This is a genomic window from Palleronia sp., from assembly GCF_042089775.1.
Lineage (GTDB): Bacteria > Pseudomonadota > Alphaproteobacteria > Rhodobacterales > Rhodobacteraceae > Palleronia.
The window spans coordinates 1-17,050 of the sequence record NZ_JBELKF010000024.1 but is presented as its reverse complement, the minus strand read 5'-3'; the positions used below and the strand labels follow the sequence as shown (position 1 = coordinate 17,050).

The window sequence follows — 17,050 nt, the reverse complement described above, 5'->3', positions numbered from 1 at the left end:
TCCTCGCTTACAAATCGTCCCAAACGCACTGTACGCAGCCGCGGAACTCCGAATAGGCCCGGTCGAAACTGGCGCGGGCGCGGCGCCAGGTTTCGCGCGTCATCTCGCGGTAATCGATCTCATAGACAGAGCTGAGAAAGCGCCCCGATTGCTCAACCGCGCGCGTCATCTCCACCGGGTGTTCCAGAACATGAGGCCCAAAGACTTTCTGGAAGGCTTCGAACATCGCGCGGTGCAGCTCATTGCCGGGCTCGTAGCGAGTCATCAGAAAACGGATGTCGCGGAACGCCTTGGGCAGCTCCATCTTCCCCGCGGGGAAGGTCCCGTCAAAGCCATGGCTAAGGTCCTCGAGCGCCTCTGCGAGCTGTCCGATGAAGGACGTGGTCGAGTCGTATTCCCAGTAGCCGGGTCCAGAAGGAATATAGAGCATGTCCGCCGCGAAGACGGCGTTCATCGACTGGTAGCCGATGGCTGGCGGGCAATCGAATATGATGAGGTCGTAATCGTCATCCGCCAGATCGTCGAGATAGCGGGACACTGCGGCGAAAAACGACCATTCGGGATTAAGATGCCGGTACTGGGCGGAAGCGAATTCAACGAAAGCGGCGTTGGCGCAGGACGGCACAATGTCGATCGTAGACCATGCGGTCGACTTGATGAAATCGGCGTGGCGCAAATCGTCGAGTCCCATGTCGCGGATCGACTGCGGGATGCGTCGCTGGGGCAGGGCGCTGCCGCTGGCGGCAGCCGACGCGCCGGCGTTCATACGGTCGGTTTCACGGATCAGGTCGCGGGCCATTATGCCCCAGACCGTATAATCCTCGGCCACGTCCGTCAGCCCCATCGAATGCGACAGGGTTGCCTGTGGATCGAAATCTACGCAAAGTACCCGGTACCCGTCGAGCGCAGCGGCATGAGCCAAGTGCAGCGCGACCGTCGATTTCCCCGCACCGCCTTTAAAATTCGCGACGGCCGCGCGGACAGCTCTTTTCCCCGAGGGGCGCGGCGGCATCAGTGACTTCCGATTGATCTTCATGCGGCGACGCAGCTCGTTGATCTCCTCTAGACTGAACCATCGCTGCCGCCCGTCTGGCTCGACCTCGCCGCCAGGAAGGCTGGGATCGGCCGCCAGCCGGCCGCGGAAGGTGGACTGGTTAATGCCGAAGATCAGCTCGGACACCTCCCATGACGAGAAGCGCCTTAGCCGCTTCGCGTTCTCAGGCGAGAAGGTCTGCTGTCTGATCCAGCCCTGCATCTTGAGCGACTGTGCCTGCAGCCGCGCGAGGTCTTCGTGGGTGTACATGCCTGCCCCTGATTCTTCCCAACGCTAATTCCGTTGCCTTTGCGAATTACGCCGAATTTGGCGTTCGCGTAAAGACCGTCTAACGTTAAGGTTCGCTCTTCCCCGCGGGGAAGGTTTGCCAGCAGGGCAGGGCGAGGGAACACGAATCGCAGCCCAACCCGCCCCGCCGGTAGATCTGCTAGGTGCGTCGGATAACTGAGGGACACCTAGGGCCAAGGCGAGACGTATCGGGGGACAAAACTGCCTCTAAGAGGGGACACCGAGTATGTCCCCCTTCACCATTATCACCATCTCATTACATTCAATAGGTTCAGGTTCGACATCGCCTGAGACTCTGCGCTTGACAGAATCGGAGCATCGGACGCAAATGCAGAGGCGCTGGTAAAGAACGTTGCCTTAACGTGGCTTTGATCAGGAAGAGGCCGCCAAACGGCCCGGCAGCACGAGGCGAAACCGCAGCAAGCGGGGCAGGAGATGGACATGCAGGTCGCACGGCCGGCGGGGGCCGGGGCAGGGTCTCGTAAATACGACATATTGTCTGCGCTCATGGTATTTGCACTGGGGCAGGACAAAACGAAGCAACGGCAGGTCCTGCGGCTTATGACGCTCGTCACGACGCGGTACAACTGGCAACGCGACGAGCTTTCTATGGGCCAGGACGAGATCGCTCGCCTCTGGTCCGTTGACCCGCGGACTGTAAAGCGCGAGATGGCAAAGTTCCGCACGATGGGGTGGCTGGTCACAAAGCGGCAGGGCGCGCGAGGACGGGTCAGCCTCTACGGCTTGGACCTCGACCGGATGATGGCGGACACGCGGCCAGACTGGACGAAGATTGGCCCGGATTTTGTGGCGCGGATGGCGCCCGGTGAAAGCGGCGCGCCGGTCGTGAAGACCAACGTCGTGCCCCTGCGTCCGATCGCAGAACCGGCTGCGGACGGCACGACCTGGAGCGCGGCGCAAGAGATCCTGCACGGACAAGGCGCGGCTGAATATGGCGCTTGGCTCCACGTGTTAACCGAGCTGGATTGTGGGGCAGGGCGGATGGTTCTGTCCGCTCCGTCCCGGTTTCACGCGACCTACGTCGAAACCCACCTGCTGGCGCGCGTTCTGGCGGCCGTCCGGTCGATCGATCCGTCCATTTCGTCAGTGCGGCTCGAGGTTTGACACGTAGAATGGCAGGATGTTCGCGATCAGGAACCTGCGCCGCGTAGTGCTTTGATTGACGAACCCACCATCACAAACGACGGCTTGGGGCGTGGATTGTGCGGCGTGGCACTCCGATCTTGCAACCTTACAGGACATAATTGCAGGCAGAAGAGGTCGGCGGTTGAAGCGGTTCGATTTCCCTCCAACCGCCGACATCCTCGGAAATGACGAGTTCGCCGCGATCGACGAGCGGCACTTCCGCATGAGTTCGAAATACCGCCGGGTACAGAGCAACCTAGTGTGCGCAAGCCGGCCGTTCTTATCGCCCGGCGCTTCGACGATCTGCGCACCCCGATCAAGCGGAACGCAGTTTTGGTCGTCCGCGAGACCCGGCTTGGCGCGGAAAACGTCCCGCGACAGCGGAAGTGGCACTCCTCCGCCGCGCGGGCCGCAGATGTCCTGCCGTGCTACCAGCGCTGGTGGACGTGGGGAGCGATGTCGCGCTCATAGATCTCGCGGATTTCGCGCATTTGCTCATCGGCAAGAGGGGGCAGGGCGCTCGCAGCGGCATTGGCGCGGGCCTGCTGCGGCGACTTGGCGCCGGGGATCGCCACGGTCACACCGTCTTGCATCAGGATCCACCGCAGGGCCATCTGCGCCATCGGCACGTCGGGGGAAAGCACCTCGCGCAGGGCCTCGACCGCGTCGAGGGCCACGTCGAAGGGTACGCCGGCGAAGGTCTCGCCCACATCGAACGCCTCGCCCTGGCGGTTGAAGTTCCGATGATCCTCGGGATCGAAGGTGCTCTCGCGGGACATCTTGCCGGTGAGAAGCCCGCTCGCCAGGGGGACGCGCGCGATCACCGCGACGCCGGCGCGCTTCGCTTCGGCGAGGAACAGGTCCTGAGGGCGCTGGCGGAACATGTTGTAGATGATCTGCACAGAGGCGAGGTTGGGGTAGGCCAGTGCCTTGAGACCCTCTTCCACCTTTTCCACGGAAACGCCGTAATGTTGGATGCGGCCGTCCTCGACCATGCGCTCGAGGGCGTCGAACACCTCGGGAGTGTAGAAGACTTCGGTGGGCGGGCAGTGCAGCTGGACGAGGTCGAGCCTGTCCATGCGCAGGTTCTTCAGGCTGCGGTCGACGAAGCCCTCCATGGCGTCGGCCGTGTAGCCCCCGGCGACATGCGGCGAGAGGCGCCGGCCGAGCTTGGTGGCCACGACGGGGCGTGGACCGTCGCGGGCCGCCAGCACCTCACCGATGATCCTCTCGGACCGGCCGTCGCCGTAGACGTCGGCAGTGTCGATGAAGCTCACGCCCTGGTCGAGAGCGGCCTCCAGTGCGGCGTGCGCGTCCTCTTCGGAGACGTCGCCCCAGGTCCCGCCGATGGCCCAGGCGCCGAAGCCGATCTCCGACACTGTCCAGCCCGTTGATCCGAAGTCGCGTGTGGCAATCATGATCTCTCCGTCAGATACCGCGGGCAAGGCGCCCGACAACGTGGGACCTGTGGGAAGGACGACGTTTGGCAAGGCAGGGATCGGCTCGGGCGGTATCGGGGTGGATAGCACCATGCGCACCCGTGCCAAGGCTTCACGGACCGGATGCCGCGGTACAGTCGCTCGGCGGTCTTTCGGTCCGCCGCGCAAGACATCCGTCCTCAACACTCGCTGCAGAAGCGCCCAATCGGCTTGGCAGCCGGATCGGCTTTAGGGCTTTTCAGCCGCACCGGCCTGGGGTTCTGGCGTGGCTTTGTCGGAGTCAGCCGAGGATCCGGTCTCACCTGCACCGGAAGATTCTCCAGCGTCGGTCGCTGAGGCTGTCTCGGCGGGCGTGGCATCCGGCGCTTTTTGTGCGGCCTCATCCTGCTTGGAAGCCGGATTCTGCGGGCTCTCCTTAACCGTTTCCTCCTTCGCAGCTGCGACAACCTGATCCGCTGCCGTGGCCTCTACAGGTGTATTTTCCTCGGAGCTGCCGGTCGATTTCCGAGGACGCCCGGGCTTCCGCTTGGGCGGTGCGGCAGGCTCAGTTTCCTCTGTTGTCTTTGCAGCGGCCGCCTTCCGAGGACGGCCGGGCTTGCGGGCCGCTGTGTCGGAGGTGTTTACAGCTTCGGCTTTCCTGGGCCGGCCAGGTTTGCGCTTGGCAGGCGCCGTCTCGTCCGGGGAAGCTGTAACGGAATTGGATGAGGACAGGGTCTTGGCACCCCCGGCCGTCGGATCAGCGGTTCCGGCAGCAGAGCGCTGAACGGCGTCCGGCCATGAGCGTGCGAAGGCCTGAGTATAAGCCATCGATACGCGCATCGGAAGTGACGCGAGGACGATTGCGTTTCGGAAGATATCGGTCTGTGACAAGGATGGGCCTCCTGAGCTTGGAACGGTCGCGACTGGAACTATGGCGACTTGATCGCTGCACTGCAGAAAATATGGTTGCCACAACGCGACATCAACAGGGGGAGGGGGATCATCTTCCATGAACAAGCTTGCAGTCGTCACCGGCGGGAACACCGGCATTGGTCGCGCCATCTCCCTCGCGTTTGCCAGGGCAGGATACGCTGTCGCGTTCTCGTGGCGTTCAGCGCCAGAGATGGCCACCAGCCTCGTCGATGAGATCGAACTCAGCGGAGGGCGCGCACACGCGATCGAATGCGACGTCGGTATCGAAGACGACGTAATCAACTTCTTTGAGGCGGTCCTCGATCGATTCGGGCAAGCGCCGGATGTCCTCGTCAACAACGCCGGTATCCAAACCTGTGCACCGCTCCTCGAACTGACCGCGGACGATTGGGAGCAAGTTATTCGTACGAACCTGACAGGCACCTTTCTCAACACTAGGGAAGCAGGGCGCAGGATGGTTGCGGATTGCAAAGCTGGTTCGATCATCAACATCGGTTCTGGCTGCAACAAGCATGCATTCCCGAAGCTGGTCGACTACACGGCTTCCAAGGGTGGAATCGAACAGTTCACGAAGGTCGCCGCAGTCGAACTGGGACCACTTGGCATCCGCGTCAACTGCGTAGCGCCCGGCGCCATCATCAACGACCGCACGAAGAGGGAAGCAGCGGACTACGAGGGTTCCTGGTCGCGCATCACCCCGCTGCGCCGCATCGGAACCATTGAAGATATAGTCGGTCCGGTCCTGTTCTTCGCCGGCGAGGCCTCGAGGTTCGTCACTGGCCAGACGCTGTGGGTTGATGGCGGAGTGTTCACTCAAGCAAATTGGCCACAGGGAGACTGAGGCTCCAGCGGGAATGGCAGCGGTTCGGCTGAAGGCGAAGACGTCGAACGCGATCCCGCTACAACAGAGGGGGGCTCATCACCAGCACGGTCAGCATGCGAAGGGGACGTCGCCTGCTGGCATGATCGCGCTGCCAGCTTCAGGCAAGAGAGGATGCGCAGGCCACAGGTCGTAGCAGAGCGGATAGAGCGCGCGGCTCGACCTCTACGTTCGCCATGGATATCGACATACCAGTCCCGCTTCAGGACCATCAGGATCAGAGTAGGTCTATGCCCGCACCTAGAAACCTCTTCAAGGAACACCTGTTCGCGGGCAAGACGCAGATAGGCCTCTGGATCTCGCTTGGTCATCCGTCGGTTGCCGAGTTGGCCACCGGTTGCGGATACGACTGGCTTGTGATCGATGGCGAACATGGGCCAAACGGATTGCGCGATGTTCTCGCCCAACTCCGCGCAGTGGGGCAGGGCGCGCATCCCGTGGTCCGTACCCGCGACGACGATCGCGCGATCATCAAGCAGATGCTGGACATCGGCACACAGACCCTGCTGATCCCGATGATCGAGAGCGGCGACCAGGCGCGGGAGGCGGTGCGTTCGGTGCTTTATCCACCCGAAGGGGCTCGGGGCGTCGGGGCGATGCTCGCCCGGGCATCGGGCTACGGCTCGGTTCCGGACTACCTGACCACAGCGGATGATCAGATCTGCCTACTCCTGCAGGTTGAAAATCGCACCGGCCTTGCAGCGCTGGACGACATCCTTTCCATCCCACGCGTGGACGGCATCTTCATCGGCCCCGCCGACCTCGCCGCCGACATGGGGCATCTGGGAAACCCCGCGGCTGAAGAGGTCCAGATCGCCGTGGAGGACGCGTTGTCCCGCATCCGGGCTGCTGGCAAGGCCGCAGGCATTCTCTCTGCAGATCGGAGTCTGACAGCAGGATATGTTGAGAAAGGCATTGAGTTCGTGGCCGTTGGTTCGGATGTCGGGGTCCTTCGGGGAGCACTGGATAGCCTACGCAGATCTTTCCCTTGAACCATGCGCCATTGGTCGAGCGGGTCGGCCCCCAAGAGGCGGCGCCTGCACCACAGAGAGCGCTCTGACCAAGCAGCATTGTACTGCAGCCTTGCTGGCAGCCGATCATTACGTAAATCTGCTGCGATGAAGATCGCACCACCCGATGGTACACGCCACTACTTACAACGCGACTAGCATCTGTGCTCGCTTCCTCTCTGCATCAAATGTCGCCAGCCAAGCCACATCATCGCCCGAAAGCGTGTCGATCAGACCTTCTTCCAGTGCCTTGGCAAGAAGATCGTGCCACTTCAGCCCGGATTTGCGAGCCTTTTCCATGATCTCCGGCTTATAGGCATGGCACCTGATACTGTAGCCGGCGTCCTTCAGTCGGCGGGCGTCGTCCATGTCGAATACGGCCAGATCTATGCACATCTGGTCAAGGTTCGCCGAGCGCATCACCGCAAGCGGATCGCCATAGCGTTCATGAACGATACCACCCGTCTTGATGCCGGGATTGGCCGCTTTCAATTCCTTCAGGTACGCGTGGTCGAAGGAGATCAGCATGACGCGCTCCGTGTCCTTTGGGTCCTGCAGAGTTCGCCTCAGCGCCTCGGTATAGCCGTCAAGGCCGCGCTTCTCCTTGACCTCGATCTCCAAGCCCATGTCCAGCGGGCGCGTCTCCTCCAGCGTTCGGACAAGGCTGGGAACGCGTTCCCCCGCAAAATCGGGGCCGAACCACGACCCTGCATCGAGTTCAGCGATGTCAGCCATGTCCACGTCATTCACTGCGCCCGTCCCGTTGGTCGTGCGGTCGAGCAGCAGGTCGTGCAGCACAGCGATCTCGCCGTCGCGCGTCTGAACAATATCGACCTCGCAGGTGGTGGCGCCATGATCATGTGCGGCGCGAAAGGCCGCCTCCAACGCCGCCCACCTGGCCAGGCTGCTGAAGCGGAGCGAGTATCCCGGCACGTCCGGATGAGGCTACCTGCCCTCGGAGCGTCGCCGCCCTATATCCCCGTTGGGAGCCAAGCATGAAGAGCTACGACCTGCAGAGGCAAGAGCGATACGGCGCTGAGACGACGGACTACACGCTCATGCTCATCACGGACGAGGACAAGGCCTCACAGGTGACGCTCGAGGACGGCGAGACGTACTTCATGGCGCATCTGCGCTACTGCCGAGTGTCCAGGCAAGGAGGGCGTTACAGCTTCCAGCCTGTCCCGGAAGCGGAAGGCGGCGAAGAACATGTCTACTCGAAATTCGGGGAGGTGGACCAGGACACCTTTCGCGGCGGCGAGTTCTCCGAGCTCGTAAAATGGGGCCGTCATATGATGGTCTTCGACGACCGGACGGGGATCATCGGAGAAATTCGCGGGCGCGATCATACAATCATCCCGCGGCAGATCCTGATGACGGGTTCGGGGGACGAGGCCCAGAAGGGCTTCAAGTGCGAGTGGGCGACGCTCAAGGGCAACGACCTGATAGTCGGTTCACACGGCAAGGTGCGCCACGAGGAATGGGTCAAGCGCATCGACTCGGACGGCTACCGCGTCACGAGCGAAGACTGGGGCCCGATCTATCAACGCATGCGGGACGCTTTGGGCGTCGGGGAAGATGGCTACGTCGTGCATGAGAGCGCCGAGTGGCACCCCTATCGCCAACGGTGGTATTTCTTTCCCCGCAAGGTCTCCCACGAGCCCTTTCATGAGCCTCTGGATGAACGGGAGAAGGGCAACAACCTGCTGATTGAGGCCGACGAGGAGTTCCGGCAGATCGAGACACGACCGGTCGGCCCACGAACGCCCGAGCGCGGTCCCTCTTCCTTCAAGCTCCTCCCCGGTCACCCGACGGAGTTCGTGTACATGAAGTCCGTGGAAATTGGCAGCCGTACCGAGAGCTGGATAGGGGCGGCGTCATTCGACGGCACACTCCTGGCGGACGAGACAAAGATCGGGGACTTCAAGTGCGAAGGGATCGAGATAACCTGATCGCGCTGAGCACAGCTGCCAGCTGCAATCCGAGCCGACCCGGCTGCTCGCCTCTCAGTCCCTCCGGATGATGGTTACCGATCCGCTCCTGCCTCGGCGAGCTTAAAACCTCCCTGGACAAGTGCCATCATTAGTCGTGACCTGATATCGTGACGGGCTTCATCGTGGCGAACATGACGGTGATAAACCTGCCGGACGAGATTCACGACCGCCTCCGCGCTCAGGCCAAATCCAACCGGCGGAGCCTGGAAGCCGAGGTGCGCTCGATCCTCATGCAGTCGGCGATCGCGTCCAGCGACGGCGGCTTCGGCCACCGCATCCGCGAGCGCTACGGCCGATACCTGGGCAACGACCTGACGGTGGAACGTGATCAAACGGAAAGCCAGCCGAGCCTCTTCGATTGATCATCCTCGACACGAGCGTGGTCTCGGAGACGCAGAAAAAAGCACCCGACGATGCGGTGATGAGCTGGCTCGACGCGCAGGACCCTACGAACCCCTCTATCTCAGCACGATTACAGCGGCGGAGCTGGTCTTCGGTGTCCAGTCTATGCCGGAAGGGCGACAACGCGACGGCCTCACGGAAGCGGTCACGGCCATCATCGAGGAGGACTTCGCCGAACGGATTCTGCCGTTCGATAAAGCAGCGGCATGGATTTATGGCAAGCGGATCGCAGCCGCACGCAGGCGCGGCTACACGATCTCGATGGCCGATGGACAGATCGCCTCGATCGCGCCCTCACGACCGGGCGCGCTGGTGGCCACGCGCGATCAGACCCCGTTCAAAGCGCTTGGGGCAGCCGTCCTCGATCCCTGGGCGCTCGGCGGACCGGGACGCCGATAAGTAACTATTGCTCATCCAAGGAAGCTCTTGTCTTAAAGTTGACCTCCCCCGCTCCTTCATGTCCGAAAGGGGATGGGTGGGCGACCCGAGCGGGTCCGCCGAACTGATCGCATACTCTCTTGGTCGCTTCATAATTGATCTGGGAAAGCCCGTCCGTTCGTCCTTTTATCCTGCAGGCATTCTTGGGAAGGCGAAGCCCGTGACCCGATCAGAACTCGGAAAGCGCCTGACGGATGACAATCCAGATCCGCCTGCCGCGACTGCGAGGCGCATCGTCGACGCCATTATTTCGAAGATGATCGACGGGCGGGCCGAGGGACGGCGGATCCAACTGCGCGGCTTCGGCGCCTTCTGAGTGAAGCAACTTGCGCCTCGGGAGGCCGCGAACAAGCAGAACTCGACGCCGAAGGAGGACTGGGACGTCGCACAGATCGGTCAGGCCGATGCGCCCCGCGCGGTTCGTGAGTATCTCGACACGCTGCATGAGACCGCTTTCGGGGTCGCCAGCGAGGTCCAGCCCAAGTTCACGTCGCATTCCGACCCGGCCAGCCAATGGACGGCGGCGCGTAAAGGTCCGGCATTCTTCAGCTATTCCGACAACTACCTGATCGACACGGATCACGGCGTGATCGTGGACGTCGAGGCGACAAGGTCGATCCGGCAGGCCGAGGTCGGCTCGACCAAGACCATGCTGGATCGGGTGAAGATCAGGTTCGGCCTGCATCCCGAGCGCCTGATCGCCGACACCGCGTATGGCATTGGGCCGATGCTGGGCTGGCTGGTCGACCGAAAGATCGCACCGCACATTCCGGTCTTCGACAAGTCCGGCCGCAGCGATGGCACCTGGAGCCGGGCGGACTTCCCGTGGGACGCCGAGAACGACCAATACGTCTGCCCCGAGGGCCAGACACTGAAGCAGTTCCGCCGGAACTATTCCGACCCGAACCGGGGGCCGACCAGCGAGGGTCGGGCAAAATATCGCGCCCTGAAACTGACCTGCCGGGGCTGGCCATCGAAGCAGCGATGCTGCCCGAACGCCGATGCCAGATCCATCACCCGCGAGGAACACGAAGACGCCCGCCAGGTTGCCCGCGGCGGTCTCAATGAAGCTTCGGAAGAAGGTCGAGATGCTGTTCGCGCACCTCAAGCGCATCCTCGGTCTCGGAAGGCTTCGACTACGGGGACCGTGCGGCGCGAACGACGAATTCCTCCTCGCAGCCACGGCCCAGAACCTCAGGAAACTGGCGAAGATCCTTCCCGCACCGCAGCAAACGCGAAAAGCCTGAGAGGAAAGGCACGCGCGCTTATCTCGAGCGCCAGATTTCTGCGCTCGCGAACTGGTGTTTTTCCACAGAATCGGCGGAGAGCGGACATCCGCTGTGCCAGCACAACTTCCAAAAACGACGACCCTTTATCGACCAATCCCTGTTGGCGGCTGAGCGGGATCAGAGTCCAGCAGCCTTGCACAGGGCGTCGCTGATCCGGCTCTGCCAGCCAGCTCCTTGCGCCCTGAACGCGGCGATGACGTCTGGGTCAGGCGGATCTTCGTAGACACTTTGGTCACGTCCGCCTTTGGTCGCCCACGCTGAACGGTCGCCTTGGCAAACTTGTCGGCCCAGTAGGGCGCTGAAAGGTCCGGGGCGTCGTCGTCAGAAGCGGCCTGCGTAAGCTCTTTGTTCTTGCTCATTGACTTTCCTCAAGGTGATGATGCGGCGTGCCGCGTTGCGTCCAGACCAGGGCCGTCATGCGGGCTTCCAGAAAGCCGATCGTGATCTGGAGCGTCCCGCCACAGTCCTGGCGATCGTCCTCGACCGTCAGGGTGAATTCACGATAGCGTTGACGAGCGTGAGTCAGCCGGAACCGTGCGCCCGCTGGTTGAACCCACGCACGCGCAACTCGCCGACGGTAACCAGAAAAGCGCCCTCTCGAAGATCATCGCATGATCTCCTACCAGTTTCGCCCTCGATAAGAAAATCCGCAGGATGGTGACGCGCTCTTCGCTGACGGAAAACGCTACCGTCACGCGGCGCTCAAATCCCGCGACGCGCATGCCTGGCCGTATATCATCACGGCGCGTGCCCCGCTCGGCGGCCTGCGTGAACCGAAACAGTAGGTTTCGAACCGTTCGATGTAAGACAGCGCGGTGGCCGGGGACGCAGTGGTGGCGATCCAGTCATAGAGCGCGAACAGATCGTCTCTGGCTTCCGGTGCAAAGATGACTTGGTATCGCTTCAAGAACCCTTCGGCCGGTGTTTTGCATGGCGTTCACGCAGCTCGGCGAACACCTGGGACGCCGGAATGCCCCGATCAGGCCCGGCCTGCATGGCATCATATACGGGGGCAACCTCCTCGCGTAGCCAGCGGTCAACGGCGGCCTCCCGTTCCTGAAGCGCACGCAGTCCGGCCCGCACAACCTCACTGGCAGACGCGAAGGCACCCGACGCGACCATCTGGTCGATATAGGCGCCATGTTCCTCGGGAAGACTAACGGTTCGTTTCGAGATGGACATGGGCTTCCCTTGGATAACAGTATGAATGTATCATACCCCGCAACGCGAATAAAGCCTCAGTCCTTGGTTCCATCAGTGGCTCCTTCCTCCATGTGCGATAGGGGATTATTCAGCGGGCGGGCTCACGGCTGCTCCCTACTTCAATCCCCGTTGGCCGGAACTCGTCTCAGCAGACTGGTACGACTAAATTATCAGTGCTTGGGCACTGTGCGTTACAGTTTTGGCTCACATGCCGGGCCGGTAGGATGTACTGTGAACAACTCTTGCGGGCGGCCAGTCCGGCCGCGACGTCAGCCCAGAAACAGTGAATTATGGCCCTCGAACAGCGCACCCTCTCTCGACCGGCGCACAATCCGCGGGCATTTCGACACATCGCCCGATCACGCATTCTTGCGAGGCGGGGGCATAATCTTGCCGGACCCTTAGGCTCTCCAAGGGGTTATTCGGAAATGCTGATCAAGGAGACCATATGACCGTCGCGATTTTGAAACTTCTGGCTTTGCCAGCCGTTGTCAGCGTGCTTGCCCTTCCGGTTTCTGCCGCCGCTCAAGTCACGCCTTACATGCAAGCTGTCGCCGTCGCAGCGGCCGGGGACGACGCACTTTCGACCTTCTACCGCGACGCCGAGTATGAGGCGCTCTGGACCGACGCCGATTCGGATGACCGCGCACGGCGCGAGGCCCTGCTGACTGCGGTGTCGAAGGCCGAGTTGCATGGTCTTCCCGTGGATCGCTACGATGCTGAGCGGCTTCGTACGATGATGAGCAACGCCACTGATGCGCGGGCGCGTGGCAATCTGGAGGTTGAGCTGTCGCGCATCTTCCTGCGCTTCGCCTCGGACATTTCAACGGGAATCCTTAAGCCAAACAAGGTGGTCCCGCATATCAAGCGGACCCCGCTTGAGAACAACCGGCTGGACCTACTGCGTGGTTTGGCCTCGGAGCGGCCGGGTACCTTCATGGAAGGCCTGGCACCAGAAAGCCCGGAATATGCGCGCCTCATGCGCGAGCGGCTTCGTCTGGTCGACGTCATGCAGACCGACGCTTGGGGCGCGCCGGTTGAGGCCGCGCGCCTCGAAGAAGGCGCGAGCGGCCCCGATGTAGTGAGCTTGCGCGACCGGCTCGCGGCCATGGGCTATCTCGGCCGGTCTGTCACGCGGACGTTCGACGCCTCTGTGCGCGAAGCGGTGGAACGCTTTCAGGCCGATCACGGCCTGAAGATCGACGGCGTCGTCGGCGGTAGGACACTCGAGGAGCTTAACGCATCTCCCGAGGAGCGTCTGGGGTCGATCCTCGTCGCGATGGAGCGCGAGCGCTGGATGAACCGCGACCGGGGCGACCGGCATATCTGGGTGAATCTTGCTGATTTCCGGACCAAGATCATCGTCGATGGCGAGGTCTATTTTGAAACCAAGTCGATCATTGGCAAGGCCGTGCCTGATCGCGAAACTCCGGAATTCTCGGACAGCATGACCCACATGGTGATCAATCCGTACTGGTATGTGCCGCGTTCGATCACAGTGAAGGAGTATCTGCCGGATATGCGCCGAGATCCTTACGCTCACAGCCAGTTGCAGGTGATCAACTCGAAGGGACAGGTCGTGGATCGCGGGCGCGGGTTCTCGCAGTTCTCCGCCAGCAGCTTTCCCTATTCCATGCGCCAGGAACCGGGGCCGGAGAACGCGCTTGGTTTGGTGAAGTTCATGTTCCCCAACAAGGACGCCATCTACTTGCACGACACTCCCGCGCAAAGCTTGTTTGAGGAGAATGTCCGCGCCTTCAGCCATGGCTGCATACGTCTGGACGATCCTTACAAGTTCGGGCAGGCGCTCCTGACGTTGGACGGCGTCGCAGACCCGGCCGACACCTTCAACAGACACCTGAACTCAGGAGAAAATACACGCGTCGACCTGAACCAGCCGCTGCCGGTTCACCTCGTCTACCGGACCGCAATGTCGAAACGGAGCGGCGGGATGGAGTACCGCGACGACGTCTACGGCCGCGACGTGCGCATCCTTGACGCGCTTGTCTCCGAGGGCGTGCAGATACCTCGGTCGGAATTGCGGGTGGCCTCCGCCGCTGACTAAAGCTACGTTCGCTCCTGCGACAGCAGAGGCGACATGATTTTCGGAAGCGGTATCGCGGCTGCGCTGTCAGCCCGCCTTGTGGGGAGGGGTGCCGCTTCCACGTCTGGCACCATTGAACCCGCCGGACGGGGAAGTGACTTGTTCGGAGGCTTGATGCGAGCGATCGGAAATAGTCCTGGTTGGCCGACTAACCGCCGCGGTCTTTATCGAGCTTCGGGGTGGGAGCATGGGACTCGAAAAGCGAGACGCCCGGCCTCTGGTTTGCTGATTGTCGGCCCGAATATCTGATGTCGGCGATCTCCGAAGTTGCACGTCCCGCTGGGGCTGAGGGTCGAACCGGATCTGCCTCGACCGCGCGCTATGTCTTCGTCGATGTATGGCGCGGCTTGGCCATCATCGGTGTCGTCATCTACCACCTCGGCTGGGACCTGAACTTCTTCGGGTTCATTCCGGCGTCTCTCATGTTCAGCGGGCCGGTCACGGTCTTCGCTCGTGCCTTGGCTGGTTCGTTCATGTTTTTGGCTGGCGTAAGCCTTGTCCTGGCCCACATCCGCCAAGCCCGGTGGGAAAAGTTTATCTGGCGTCTCGCCAAGCTCGTCGCGGCCGCGGTCGCAATCTCGGTCGTCACGTACTTTCTGTTTCCGCAAGGCTTCATCTACTTTGGTGTCCTGCACGCCATCGCGTTGGCATCGGTGCTCGGACTGGCTTTTCTGCGCCTTCCGGTCGGCGCGGTTGCCCTTGCGTCGCTTGCGATACTTGTCGCACCACTGCTTTTCGAGACTCCGGCCTTTGATGTTCGAATCTTGGCTTGGATTGGCTTCGCCTCCGACCCGCCGCTGGCAAATGATTTCGTTCCGGTCTTCCCGTGGTTCGGCGTGACGCTGGCGGGCATCGTTTGCGCGCGGATCTACCTGTCCCGGCGGCAGCTACGTGACGCAAGGCCGCCCGCGGCCAGAGGAGCCATTGTCCGGGGGCTGACATGGGTGGGCCAGCGGACGCTGCCCATTTACCTGCTTCACCAGCCGATTCTTTTCGCCGGCTTCGTCGCATTCACCCGTCTCGCGGCACCATAGCAGTAGAGGCCGCTGGAGATCTCCTCCCGATCAGGGATGCCTCGCACAACGCAAACGGACGGCTCCTTGTCACATGGTCGTGTCTGGACAAACCCGACGCGAGCCCTCCCTTGGGCTCGTGACTTGCTTTGCGAAGCGGGGAACACGCAGAAATTCGAGAAGGAAGGTGACCGCATGTTGACCAGACGCCATTTCATCGCAACATCTGTGGCCTTGTTCTCACCGGTCGTTTCCGCACCGGCCCTTGCAAGTACATGGCCGTCAGCGTCGCAAAAGGCGACTTGGGATGCCGAGGTGACGCCATGGAACTACGATCCGGCAACGACGAACCCTTGGGGTCTGCACCCACGCTTCTTGCCACAGCGGGTGGAGGCGCGGCCGGACCTCGTGCCGGGTGACATTCATGTCGATGCGCTGGCGCGCTATCTCTACCACATTGAAGAAGGCGGGACGGCCATGCGCTACGGCGTGGCAATTGGCCGGGACGGCCTTTACGAACCCGGAACCTACACGATCAAGCGCAAGGTAGAATGGCCGCACTGGACGCCGACGGCGGCCATGGTCCGCCGGGAACCGGAGACCTATGCGCAATTCGAGGACGGGATGGAGCCGGGTCCCAGCAACGCATTGGGATCGCGGGCCCTTTATCTTTATGTCGGAGAACGGGACACCTACCTGCGAATCCACGGCACGCCGCAGCCATGGTCGATCGGCAGTCGGGCGAGCTCTGGATGCGTGCGTATGGTCATGCCCCACATCAATGATCTTTACGAACAAGTCGAGATCGGGTCGACCGCGGTTCTATATCCGGCCGAGGGCGATGGCCCCGTGACCGCGCATGACTGGGACGTCTCCCGCGGTCCGTCTCTGCAGACATCCGAAGGTTAGACTTCCGCCGCGACTTGAGCAGCAGAAGCTCTGGAACGGAGAGCACAGGACGCTTGAGAGCCCCCGGTCATCCCGCCGCTAAAGCCGAAATTTGGCGTGGCTCGCAGATAGGTCGACCATCGACCGTTCGAAGTGGCAGCATCGTGGTCTCGACGGGTCCGACGTGGGCGTACCAGTAGCACCCATCCTCGGGCCGCAGGCGCACGGTCTGCAAATCCTGATGCGGAGCGGCAATGGCGGCCAAGCGCTCGGTAAGATCCGGCGGTTCCACGGCCACAGGCTCGATTGGAGCGGCACAAGCAGCAAGAGCCAAAAGGGCGGCCAGAACGGATAATGTCCTGCCCCTGCAGACCGCGGCTCCATGCGGTAAAGCGGAGCGCTTGCCACCGCGCCCCGATCGAACAGCGAGCAGAGCATCCGAGTATGTTGCATCATGCATTTGGCATTTTTTCCATTGGTGGCGTGATTGATTGGAGCGGCGAGCGGGGCAGAAGGTCACAGGCAGCAAGCGCAAGTGCGGCAGGCCAAGGGGCACGAATCAGGTTTCTTCCTGGCGGTGTCTGCTGCAAGCGAGGCAGTGGACTGCGCCCGCGACCGTGCTGAGGACTGGCAGCAGGGGTTCTTTCGCGAAGCCACGCGAGAACACTGCGGCCGTTATCGAAGCTCCGCCAACAACAACTGGCCCTGCTGCCAGATACCCCAACGTCATGTCGCCCCCTCTGAGGTTTCTTCTACTGCGCAGCGGATCTTCGACACCGCGAATTATGAGGTTCGTGATAGGCGATTGAACCATGTTTAGAAACATCTCGCCATCAAATCGACATAAATGCTGCAGCGTAGAGGTCTGAGCCGCGGCCTGACCCGCTTTGACAGAACGGGCGGGTGCGTCCCTAGGGTCTGACGTTGCCCGGGCGGGTCGTGTCTCGGATCTGGTGGAAATTCCCTGGCGACGCGCTCCGGGCATTTGAA

General features: G+C 61.9%; 16 protein-coding genes and 1 pseudogene. 11 read left to right on the top strand and 6 right to left on the bottom strand.

Features of this window, described 5'->3' with window-relative positions; genetic code table 11:
• Window positions 1-7 precede the first annotated feature (7 nt).
• Window positions 8-1,303, bottom strand: a complete 1,296-nt coding sequence (locus ACFDS3_RS08400; protein WP_375261902.1) for an AAA family ATPase — start codon at window positions 1,301-1,303, stop codon at window positions 8-10.
• A 480-nt stretch (window positions 1,304-1,783) separates the two neighbouring features.
• On the opposite strand from ACFDS3_RS08400, the gene ACFDS3_RS08395 reads away from it, so the two are divergent.
• A complete protein-coding gene (locus ACFDS3_RS08395) occupies window positions 1,784-2,467 on the top strand; it encodes a hypothetical protein (protein WP_375261901.1) in 684 nt (227 codons plus the stop codon).
• A gap of 449 nt (window positions 2,468-2,916) precedes the next feature.
• On the opposite strand, the gene ACFDS3_RS08390 is transcribed toward ACFDS3_RS08395, so the two are convergent.
• Together ACFDS3_RS08390 and ACFDS3_RS08385 are read right to left on the bottom strand one after the other, a co-directional pair.
• Entirely contained in the window at window positions 2,917-3,906 is a 990-nt protein-coding gene (locus tag ACFDS3_RS08390; protein WP_375261900.1) for an aldo/keto reductase, read from the bottom strand.
• A gap of 249 nt (window positions 3,907-4,155) precedes the next feature.
• Complete coding sequence (locus ACFDS3_RS08385) at window positions 4,156-4,797, bottom strand: hypothetical protein (protein ID WP_375261899.1); 642 nt, start codon at window positions 4,795-4,797, stop codon at window positions 4,156-4,158.
• A gap of 118 nt (window positions 4,798-4,915) precedes the next feature.
• Between ACFDS3_RS08385 and ACFDS3_RS08380 the strand changes: the two genes are divergently transcribed.
• Both ACFDS3_RS08380 and ACFDS3_RS08375 read left to right on the top strand, forming a co-directional pair.
• Entirely contained in the window at window positions 4,916-5,680 is a 765-nt protein-coding gene (locus ACFDS3_RS08380; protein WP_375261898.1) for an SDR family NAD(P)-dependent oxidoreductase, read from the top strand.
• 269 nt (window positions 5,681-5,949) lie between these two features.
• Complete coding sequence (locus ACFDS3_RS08375) at window positions 5,950-6,711, top strand: aldolase/citrate lyase family protein (RefSeq protein WP_375261931.1); 762 nt, start codon at window positions 5,950-5,952, stop codon at window positions 6,709-6,711.
• Window positions 6,712-6,873: 162 nt separating this feature from the next.
• On the opposite strand, the gene ACFDS3_RS08370 is transcribed toward ACFDS3_RS08375, so the two are convergent.
• The gene (locus ACFDS3_RS08370) at window positions 6,874-7,662 is read right to left on the bottom strand and encodes a glycerophosphodiester phosphodiesterase (protein WP_375261897.1); all 789 of its coding nucleotides are present in this window, start codon (window positions 7,660-7,662) and stop codon (window positions 6,874-6,876) included.
• 62 nt (window positions 7,663-7,724) lie between these two features.
• On the opposite strand from ACFDS3_RS08370, the gene ACFDS3_RS08365 reads away from it, so the two are divergent.
• From ACFDS3_RS08365 to ACFDS3_RS08345, 5 genes and pseudogenes are all read left to right on the top strand, one after another.
• Window positions 7,725-8,681 carry a hypothetical protein gene (locus tag ACFDS3_RS08365; protein WP_375261896.1) on the top strand — a complete coding sequence of 319 codons (957 nt, stop codon included), beginning with the start codon at window positions 7,725-7,727 and terminating at the stop codon, window positions 8,679-8,681.
• 149 nt (window positions 8,682-8,830) lie between these two features.
• Complete coding sequence (locus tag ACFDS3_RS08360) at window positions 8,831-9,085, top strand: Arc family DNA-binding protein (RefSeq protein WP_375261895.1); 255 nt, start codon at window positions 8,831-8,833, stop codon at window positions 9,083-9,085.
• A complete protein-coding gene (locus ACFDS3_RS08355) occupies window positions 9,048-9,524 on the top strand; it encodes a PIN domain-containing protein (RefSeq protein WP_375261894.1) in 477 nt (158 codons plus the stop codon). The genes ACFDS3_RS08360 and ACFDS3_RS08355 overlap by 38 nt, the downstream gene beginning before the upstream one ends.
• A 76-nt stretch (window positions 9,525-9,600) precedes the next feature.
• Complete coding sequence (locus ACFDS3_RS08350) at window positions 9,601-9,879, top strand: HU family DNA-binding protein (RefSeq protein ID WP_375261893.1); 279 nt, start codon at window positions 9,601-9,603, stop codon at window positions 9,877-9,879.
• Window positions 9,880-9,906: 27 nt separating this feature from the next.
• Window positions 9,907-10,810: pseudogene (locus tag ACFDS3_RS08345) on the top strand (transposase); the annotation flags it as partial.
• A gap of 159 nt (window positions 10,811-10,969) precedes the next feature.
• On the opposite strand, the gene ACFDS3_RS08340 reads toward ACFDS3_RS08345, so the two are convergent.
• Together ACFDS3_RS08340 and ACFDS3_RS08335 are read right to left on the bottom strand one after the other, a co-directional pair.
• Window positions 10,970-11,047 (bottom strand): BrnA antitoxin family protein, encoded by a 78-nt coding sequence (locus ACFDS3_RS08340; protein ID WP_375261930.1) that lies wholly within the window; start codon window positions 11,045-11,047, stop codon window positions 10,970-10,972.
• Between the two features lie 708 nt (window positions 11,048-11,755).
• Window positions 11,756-12,034 carry a type II toxin-antitoxin system ParD family antitoxin gene (locus ACFDS3_RS08335; RefSeq protein ID WP_375261892.1) on the bottom strand — a complete coding sequence of 93 codons (279 nt, stop codon included), beginning with the start codon at window positions 12,032-12,034 and terminating at the stop codon, window positions 11,756-11,758.
• A 469-nt stretch (window positions 12,035-12,503) separates the two neighbouring features.
• On the opposite strand from ACFDS3_RS08335, the gene ACFDS3_RS08330 reads away from it, so the two are divergent.
• The 3 genes from ACFDS3_RS08330 to ACFDS3_RS08320 all read left to right on the top strand — a co-directional run bounded on the left by ACFDS3_RS08330 (window position 12,504) and on the right by ACFDS3_RS08320 (window position 16,081).
• Window positions 12,504-14,120, top strand: coding sequence for a murein L,D-transpeptidase (locus ACFDS3_RS08330; RefSeq protein WP_375261891.1), 1,617 nt, complete (start codon window positions 12,504-12,506; stop codon window positions 14,118-14,120).
• 287 nt (window positions 14,121-14,407) lie between these two features.
• A complete protein-coding gene (locus ACFDS3_RS08325; protein WP_375261890.1) occupies window positions 14,408-15,193 on the top strand; it encodes a heparan-alpha-glucosaminide N-acetyltransferase in 786 nt (261 codons plus the stop codon).
• Window positions 15,194-15,367: 174 nt separating this feature from the next.
• Window positions 15,368-16,081, top strand: coding sequence for a L,D-transpeptidase (locus ACFDS3_RS08320; protein WP_375261889.1), 714 nt, complete (start codon window positions 15,368-15,370; stop codon window positions 16,079-16,081).
• The last annotated feature ends 969 nt before the right edge of the window (window positions 16,082-17,050 follow it).

Excerpts from the sequence above, each read along its gene's own strand:
- ACFDS3_RS08400 (WP_375261902.1), bottom strand. The coding sequence starts at position 1,303 with ATGTACACCCACGAAGACCTCGCGCGGCTGCAGGCACAGTCGCTCAAG.
- ACFDS3_RS08395 (WP_375261901.1), top strand. The coding sequence starts at position 1,784 with ATGCAGGTCGCACGGCCGGCGGGGGCCGGGGCAGGGTCTCGTAAATAC.
- ACFDS3_RS08390 (WP_375261900.1), bottom strand. The coding sequence starts at position 3,906 with ATGATTGCCACACGCGACTTCGGATCAACGGGCTGGACAGTGTCGGAG.
- ACFDS3_RS08380 (WP_375261898.1), top strand. The coding sequence starts at position 4,916 with ATGAACAAGCTTGCAGTCGTCACCGGCGGGAACACCGGCATTGGTCGC.
- ACFDS3_RS08375 (WP_375261931.1), top strand. The coding sequence starts at position 5,950 with ATGCCCGCACCTAGAAACCTCTTCAAGGAACACCTGTTCGCGGGCAAG.
- ACFDS3_RS08365 (WP_375261896.1), top strand. The coding sequence starts at position 7,725 with ATGAAGAGCTACGACCTGCAGAGGCAAGAGCGATACGGCGCTGAGACG.
- ACFDS3_RS08335 (WP_375261892.1), bottom strand. The coding sequence starts at position 12,034 with ATGTCCATCTCGAAACGAACCGTTAGTCTTCCCGAGGAACATGGCGCC.
- ACFDS3_RS08330 (WP_375261891.1), top strand. The coding sequence starts at position 12,504 with ATGACCGTCGCGATTTTGAAACTTCTGGCTTTGCCAGCCGTTGTCAGC.
- ACFDS3_RS08325 (WP_375261890.1), top strand. The coding sequence starts at position 14,408 with ATGTCGGCGATCTCCGAAGTTGCACGTCCCGCTGGGGCTGAGGGTCGA.
- ACFDS3_RS08320 (WP_375261889.1), top strand. The coding sequence starts at position 15,368 with ATGTTGACCAGACGCCATTTCATCGCAACATCTGTGGCCTTGTTCTCA.